General features: G+C 48.3%; 8 protein-coding genes and 1 tRNA gene. All 9 read right to left on the bottom strand.

Translation table 11 applies throughout. The features are described 5' to 3' along the window. Positions 1–82: 82 nt before the first annotated feature. Entirely contained in the window at positions 83–898 is an 816-nt protein-coding gene (gene trpA, locus F0P93_RS31395) for a tryptophan synthase subunit alpha (RefSeq protein ID WP_150881755.1), read from the bottom strand. A 76-nt stretch (positions 899–974) separates the two neighbouring features. After that, entirely contained in the window at positions 975–2,177 is a 1,203-nt protein-coding gene (gene trpB / locus F0P93_RS31390) for a tryptophan synthase subunit beta (protein WP_114410201.1), read from the bottom strand. A 147-nt stretch (positions 2,178–2,324) separates the two neighbouring features. Beyond that, positions 2,325–2,972: a phosphoribosylanthranilate isomerase gene (locus F0P93_RS31385; protein WP_150881754.1), complete on the bottom strand. Its 648-nt coding sequence runs from the start codon at positions 2,970–2,972 to the stop codon at positions 2,325–2,327. Beyond that, the gene (gene trpC, locus F0P93_RS31380) at positions 2,969–3,793 is read right to left on the bottom strand and encodes an indole-3-glycerol phosphate synthase TrpC (RefSeq protein WP_150881753.1); all 825 of its coding nucleotides are present in this window, start codon (positions 3,791–3,793) and stop codon (positions 2,969–2,971) included. The genes F0P93_RS31385 and trpC overlap by 4 nt, the downstream gene beginning before the upstream one ends. 69 nt (positions 3,794–3,862) lie before the next feature. Further along, a complete protein-coding gene (trpD, locus tag F0P93_RS31375) occupies positions 3,863–4,852 on the bottom strand; it encodes an anthranilate phosphoribosyltransferase (protein ID WP_138995294.1) in 990 nt (329 codons plus the stop codon). Between the two features lie 27 nt (positions 4,853–4,879). Then, positions 4,880–5,554, bottom strand: a complete 675-nt coding sequence (locus tag F0P93_RS31370) for a class I SAM-dependent methyltransferase (RefSeq protein WP_150881752.1) — start codon at positions 5,552–5,554, stop codon at positions 4,880–4,882. Next, positions 5,551–6,117: an anthranilate synthase component II gene (locus F0P93_RS31365; protein ID WP_150881751.1), complete on the bottom strand. Its 567-nt coding sequence runs from the start codon at positions 6,115–6,117 to the stop codon at positions 5,551–5,553. Before F0P93_RS31365 ends, F0P93_RS31370 begins: the two co-directional genes overlap by 4 nt. A gap of 13 nt (positions 6,118–6,130) precedes the next feature. Then, a complete protein-coding gene (locus F0P93_RS31360; protein WP_150881750.1) occupies positions 6,131–7,573 on the bottom strand; it encodes an anthranilate synthase component I family protein in 1,443 nt (480 codons plus the stop codon). A gap of 181 nt (positions 7,574–7,754) precedes the next feature. Then, positions 7,755–7,828 (bottom strand) — tRNA-Pro (locus tag F0P93_RS31355). Positions 7,829–7,959 lie beyond the last annotated feature (131 nt).

Genomic DNA, 7,959 nt, shown 5'->3' with positions numbered 1-7,959 from the left:
ACTGCAAAGTACCGCATTATTTTAACCTTTGTCAAGACCACCAACCAAAATAAATGTAGAATACTTTCTACAGTGCTGACTATTAGGCGGTAAGAACCGAATTTATTTTTTCCTGAGGCTCCGAAAACCGGATTGAGTGGATGAAATCATGGATTGCTGCGGTCTTATTCTCCTGATTTTGCTCCAGCAAACGGACGAAGGCGCTGCCAATAATGGCACCATTAGCATACTGACTTGCCGTTTGAAAAGTTGAATAATCCTGAATTCCGAAACCAATCAAGCGTGGATTCTTTATTTTCATGGCTTCGATCCGGCTGAAATAGGCTTTCATTTCGTCCGTGATTCCTTTTTGTGAGCCTGTCGTACTGGCCGATGAGACCATATAGATGAACCCATTCGTTAACTGATCAATCTGTCGAATACGGTTTTCAGTTGTCTGGGGCGTTATCAGGAAGATATTTTGCAACCCATACTGATCGAAAATGGCCTTGTATTCCCGTTCGTATACATCAATAGGCAGATCCGGCACAATGATTCCATCGACACCCACCTCGGCACATTTCCGGCAAAATGCTTCCACTCCGAACTGAACAACCGGATTTAGATAGCCCATCAATAGAATTGGCACCTGAACCTTCTGCCGAATTCCCTCAAGTTGCTCGAACAGAACCCGCAGCGACATCCCGTTGTGTAGCGCCTTCTGGTTGCTTTGCTGAATGGTTTCGCCATCGGCGACCGGATCTGAATACGGCATTCCGATCTCGATCAGGTCAACACCGGCTTCCTGCAACGTCTCCAAAATCGGTGCCGTATCGTGCAACTGGGGAAAACCGGCGGTGAAATAAACGTTCAGAATCTGTTCGGACTTCTTTTGAAACAATTCAGTAATGCGGTTCATGGCAGTATTCTTTAGGGAATGGAATGCTTTCCCGCTAGCTTTTACCTGGCGGAAGATTATAGAGTATGTGTGATGGTTATTTTGGAAGACGAGTCGTGTAGGCGGCTAAATCTTTATCGCCACGGCCTGAAAGGCAAATCACGACGGTTTCGTCTGGGCGGGCTTTTAATTTAGGCAAACAAGCTAAGGCGTGTGAGGACTCCAGGGCCGGAATGATGCCTTCCAGACGGCTCAGTTCAAAGGCCGATTCCAGCGCTTCCTCGTCGGTGATGGCGTAAAACCAACCACGGCCGGATGAAAACAAATGAGCGTGTAAGGGTCCAATACCGGGATAATCCAAACCAGCGGAGATCGAGTACGGTTCAACGACCTGACCATCTTCGGTTTGCATCAGAATGGTGCTGCTTCCGTGCAAAATACCGGGTTTTCCCAAGGCAGTCGTCGCAGCCGAATGACCCGACTGAACACCCTGACCGGCGGCCTCGGCGGCAATCAGTTTCACCGACGGTTCGTCTAGGTAATGGTAAAAAGCACCGGCAGCATTACTCCCTCCACCCACGCAGGCAATGACATAATCGGGATTGGCCTGACCAGTTTTTTCCAGCAATTGCTTGCGGGTTTCTTCGGAAATAATGGACTGAAAACGAGCTACCATATCCGGATAGGGATGCGGACCAACGACCGAACCGATCACGTAATGGGTATCGACCGGATTATTGATCCAATGCCGCATGGCTTCATTCGTAGCATCTTTTAGGGTTTGGCTTCCGCTGGTGGCCGGAACGACTGTCGCCCCCAGCATCCGCATCCGGTCGACGTTGGGCTTCTGGCGCTCCATGTCGATGCTACCCATGTAAACAATACACTCCAGACCCATCAAGGCGCAAACCGTCGCCGTGGCAACGCCATGCTGACCTGCACCGGTTTCGGCCACAATCCGTTTTTTACCCAATCGCTGGGCTACCAGAATCTGGCCGACTGTATTGTTCACTTTATGAGCACCCGTATGACACAGGTCTTCGCGCTTCAGGTAAATCGTTGTATTGTAAGCGGCTGACAAACGACGGGCATGAAAAAGCGGGGTTGGACGACCTACATAATCCGTTAGTAAATCCCGCCATTCCTGTTGAAAAGCCGGATCGGAAATAATAGACAAGTAATTTTGGCGTAGTTCTTCTACGTTTGGATAAAGCATTTCCGGAATGAATGCGCCACCGAAGGTGCCGTAGTATCCCCGTTCGTCGACCTGAAAAGCTGATTTTACTTCTGTAGTTTCCATTGTACTCAAAAACAAGTATGCAGTAACTCTAGAACCGCACCGATCACCGGGCAATTTTCGATTACTATCGAATTAATGAAGGCAGAAAAGCCTGGAAGACCGCAAAATGCGGTCTCTGAATGTATAACTATCTCAATAGGCTACGGGTTAAGCGACGGTTTCCTCTTCTTCGATGGGTTTCAGGCCGGTGATGATGGCTTTGACCAGTTCGATGTCTTTCAGACCCGGGCTCATCTCCACTTTGCTGTTGATATCGACGCCATACAGCTTCAGGTGTTTCAGTTTATCCAGAGCGTCAAGACTTTCCGCATCAATACCGCCACTGATAAAAAACGGTTTGTCGTTATCATACCGATTCATCAGGCTCCAGTCGAACGAAATGCCGTTGCCGCCAAACTGATCGCCTTTTGCATCGAACAAAAAGAAATCACAGGACGGTTTGTAATTGTTCAGCATGCTGAAGTTGAACGTTTCATCGACCGAAAAGGCCTTGATGATGCTGACACCCCGGTTCCTCAGATTCCGGCAGAAGTCGGGTGTTTCAGTTCCGTGTAGCTGCACATATTGCAGGTCATACTTTTTCACGCTGCGCAGAATGTAATCCGGGCTGGCGTTGACAAATACACCCACTTTTTTCGTGCTGCGCGGAAATGATTTTAACAGTTCAGCGTCCAGTTCTTCACCAACAAACCGCAGTGATTTGTCGTAAAAAATAAATCCCATAAAATCGGGTGCCAGGGCGAGCAAATCACGGATGTTTTCGGAATCCCGCATTCCACAGACTTTTACTTTCATACGATATAGTGTTTTTGAGGTAATGGATGCAACTGGTTCAATTCATCAAGTAAGTGCTGCAAAGCCTGTGCCGGGTCGGCGGTTTTCATAAATGTTTCGCCGATCAGAAAGCCCTGATAACCGACTTGCTGAAGCGCCAGAATGGATTCGGCCTGCTGCAAACCACTCTCGGAAATTTTGACGAATGAATCGGGAATTAACGTTGAAAGCCGGACGGACGTTGAAAGATCGGTCACAAACGTTTTCAGATTGCGGTTATTGACGCCCACCAGATCGACGGTTTCGGTCAGATGGCTGGCCAATTCCTCCTCGTCGTGGACTTCCAGCAGTACTTCCAGCCCCAAATCGTGGGCAACCTGGCTGTAATTCTGAACTTGTTTGGGGGTGAGGCAAGCGGCAATGAGCAAAATAAAATCCGCACCGATTGCTTTGGCTTCCACAATCTGGTACGGATCGATGATGAAATCTTTCCGGATAATCGGGGTTGAGGGATTGGCCTGTCGCGCCTGGATCAAATCCTCGGACCTACCACCAAAAAATGGTTCATCCGTTAAAACCGACAGACACGCAGCACCGGCCCGGACGTAACCCGCCGTGGTGTCGGCCACCAGAACCTGATCGTTAATAATGCCTTTGGAAGGGGATTTTCGCTTGAATTCGGCAATAATACCCGATGAACCGGGTCGCCGAAGCGCGTCGTGAGCACTTAGCGGCTGCCGGTTAAACTGCGGCCGTTGTTCGAGCTCCCGTTGGGATACGACGGTTTTTTGATAATCTACTTCGGTTCGCTTCCGCTCAATAATCCGTTCAAGTACGTCCATTCTATTCTTTATTCCGGTGGTATTGCACTTTGTAATTTTCTTTACAACCGATTCAATTCTTCTTTAGCCTTAAGCCGCCAGCAATTTTTTAAGGCTGTCCAACGCCCGCTTGCTTTCCAGCGATTCCCGTGCCTGCTGAATGCCTTCCTCAACGGTTTTCGCCCGCTCGGCGGCTACCAGCGCCATAGCAGCATTGGCAATAACCGCATCCGTTTGGGCAGAAGTTGCTTCGTTGTTCAACACATTCATAAAAATACGGGCAGAATCTTCGACGGACTTACCCCCGGCCAATTGTTCCGGCTGCAGTTGGGGCAAGCCAATTTGGTGCGGAGTCAGCACTTGCTCAGCGTGTGCGGTGATCGTTTTAAAGGCGCCGGTCAACGACACTTCATCATAGCCATCCAGAGCGTGTAGGATCATAAACCGCTTAGGCGTTTGCTGATAAAGATACGCATACAATCTGGCTAATTCAAGACTGAACACGCCAACGAGCTGTTTTTTCGGGAAAGCCGGGTTCACCATCGGCCCCAAAACGTTAAAAAATGTCTTTACACCCAATTCTTTCCGAATCGGCCCAACATTTTTCATCGCCGGGTGGAAGAGGGGTGCGTGCAGAAAACAAATGCCGGCGGTTTCGACTTTTTTCCGCAGCACATCATAGTCATTCGTAAACCGGTAGCCCAGAAATTCCATGACTGTTGACGATCCACACATGGACGAAACGCCGTGATTGCCGTGTTTAGTAATCCGCTGCCCGGCACCCGCTACCACAAAAGCCGACAAGGTTGAAATGTTGAAGGTATCCTTGCCATCACCACCGGTTCCGCACAAATCCATGACGTCATATTCCGACAAATCGACAGCCAGACACAGCTCCAGCATGGCATCGCGGAAGCCTTCGAGTTCCTCGACGGTAATACTCCGCATCATGTAAACCGTCAAAAAAGCGGCAATTTGCGAGGTATTGTATTGTCCGGTACTGATTCCGATCAACACCCGCCGGGCTTCTTCTTTGGTTAAGGTCTTGTATTCGAACAGGTGATTCAGTATTTCTTTCATGAGGTTAATAGAAATAGGATGCGTTATTTATCTTTTGATGCAAAGCATTTGGTTGCCATTCTTCTGAAAATGATACGGCACTTCTTCCTGTTCAAACGAAAATCCGTTCTTCCAGTACTCATCCGAAACGGCGTTTACATACGGCGAAAGCTGACCACTTAAATCCAACAACGGAAAAATTCGTACCTCCTTGGCAACACGTAACAATTCGCTAATGGCCTGTTTATGAAACTCTTCTGACAAATGCGTCGTGTACAGAAACAAGAAATGCGAACAAAGCGCCAAATCAAAGGAATGATCCGGGAAGGAAAGTTTGGGTAGTGATTCTGTCCGATAGCGTCCCTGAAGCTTCCCGGTTTCGTAATCGGCCAGGAACAAATTCATTGATTTCATCCGCTGATTCCCCAAATCGTCCGCATCCTGAAAATCCGTCCAATTGTACTGAGACGCATTGGATCGGGTTTGCTCAACCACCGTACCGTACGTTTTCTCAATCCGGGAAGCGATTTCATCCGTTGAAAAAGCATAAACCGGATCAATGGAAACCACAGTGTGCCCCAATTCCGTCATTTCAGCGTTGAAACTGGCCGGGCCGTCACCAACGCCGAGGACGGTTCTGGCCAAATCCGCTTCGGTTAGATTGAACATTCGCCGGTATTCGCCCAGCGAACGGCCCCAGGGAACGACAGAATCCAGAATCATGCGTTCAACCAGTTTTCCAGCATCTGTTTTCCGTGCTGCGTCAACACCGATTCGGGATGAAACTGAACACCCCGCACGTCGAATTCTTTGTGCGCCACGCCCATTACTCGGCCTTCTTCGTCGACCGCCGTCACCGTCAACTCGGCCGGAATGCTTTCGGGAATAACCGTCCAGGAGTGATACCGCCCCACTAGCAATTCAGCAGGTAAGCCGTTGAACAACCGCTCGGAGGTATTTTTCACAAAGGTCCGGTGCGCCACGCCGTGGTAGACATCTGTCATGTTTTCCAGTGTCGCACCAAACGCTTCGCTGATTCCCTGATGGCCGAGGCAAATGCCTAAAATGCTTTTGGTAGGCGCATAGGTGCGAATAATTTCCTGCATAATGCCCGCTTCCGACGGAATTCCGGGACCGGGCGACAACAATATTTTGTCATAAGCATCTACATCTTCCAGCGAAATTTTGTCATTCCGATACACATCAACGGTATGGCCCAGCTCGCGAAGAATGTAAACGAGGTTGTAGGTAAACGAATCGTAGTTATCGATAACCAGCACTTTCATAAAAACCGTTGTTTTAGATTGTTTCAGCCTGTTTCATGGCCGTCCGCAAGGCCATCAATTTGTTATGTACTTCCTGCAATTCACTTTCCGGATTCGATTTGGCAACCACGCCGGCGCCGGCCTGATAATGTAACGTATTGTTCTTGCTGAGGAACGTCCGAATCATAATCGCCTGGTTGAAATCGCCACTAAAATCCATGAACCCAATGCACCCGCCGTAAAACCCACGGCTCGTTTTTTCGTACCGATCAATCAATTGCATCGCCCTATGCTTGGGAGCACCCGACAAGGTTCCGGCCGGAAAGGTTTCGCCCACAATCCGCAACGGTTTTGTATTCTCGTCCAGTTCGCCCACGACTTTCGACACCAGGTGAATGACGTGCGAGTAATATTGCACCTCTTTGAAGGTTTCGACTTTAACGGTTTTGCAATTCCGGCTCAGATCATTCCGCGCCAAGTCGACCAGCATGACGTGCTCAGCGGTTTCCTTCGGATCATTGTGCAGTTTTTGCGCCAGTTCCGCATCCGCTACATCATTACCCGTCCGGCGAAAGGTGCCGGCAATGGGATAAATGATGGCGTTCTGGCCCTTAATGACAATCTGAGCTTCCGGCGACGATCCGAACAATTTATAATTGCCGTAATCAAAATAGAAAAGATAAGGCGACGGATTCAGCGAGCGAAGAGCGCGGTAGACGTTAAATTCATCGCCCCGAAAAGCCGTAGAAAACTTACGGGAAAGCACAATCTGGAACACGTCACCCCGGTGGCAATGGTCGATTCCTTTTTGAATAATTTCCAGGAATTGATCATCCGTAAAATTAGACTGCTCATCCTGCGTAGTTTGGAAGGAATAGGACGGAAAATTGCGGTTTTTAATGAGGGTTTCAATGTAATCAAGGTTATGGGGAGCGGGCTCCTGACCTTCTTCCAAATACGAATGCTCAAAAAGATAGAGTTCGTCTTTAAAATGGTTGATCGCAATCACATACCGAAACGCCTGGTAAACGACCAGCGGCACATCGTTTTCGGCTCCATCCGCTTTCAACGAAATATCTTCAAAAAACTGAACCGCATTGTAGCCAATGTGACCAAAAAGACCATTGGTAATAAACGGAAACGGGAATTTCTGATACTGAAATCCGGCTCTAAAGTCTTCGATTTCCGTCAGCAAGTCATCTTTTGGAGAAATCTCGACGGATTTTGACGTAGCGTTTGGGTAGTCGATCTTTATAGAATTACCATCAAATTCAAATTTTGCAACGGGATCAAAACAGATGTAGGAGTAGCTGTTGTCATTCCCGTGGTAATCTGAGCTTTCGAGCAGAATACTGTTGACAAACTTATCTCTCAGGCGAAGATAGATACTAACAGGGGTCAAGGTGTCGGCTAGCATCTTGCGGTAGGAGCTGGTCACCTTGAAGGCCGGTTTTTGTTCTTTAAAGGGAGCAATCATGATTGAAAAGGAATGGTTAGAAAACAAAAAAAGCCCACTGGTTTGAACAGTGGGCTTTCGAAAGAACCAATAGAATCGGTTTTACAAAGCATGCGCTGACTGTTCAACTTCGATTGAAGAAGAACGCCACCAAAGATTCGACGATATCAATCCAAAACGCATGATGATCAAGTTTTACAAGTCGGGGTGGCGGGATTCGAACCCACGACCTCTACGTCCCGAACGTAGCGCGCTACCGAGCTGCGCTACACCCCGATTGGCAAAGGTAATTATTTTGTAAAAAATCAAAAAGAAAAAAGTATACCCATCTCGGTTTAAGGAGATGGGTACATTGTAATCTGTGGTGGCGGCAACCTACTCTCCCGGAAGTGACTCCAGTACCATCG

The organism is Larkinella humicola (assembly GCF_008727875.1).
GTDB classification, from domain to species: Bacteria; Bacteroidota; Bacteroidia; order Cytophagales; family Spirosomataceae; genus Larkinella; species Larkinella humicola.
The sequence above is the reverse complement of the archived record's forward strand: the minus strand, read 5'-3'. Positions and strand labels throughout refer to the sequence as shown.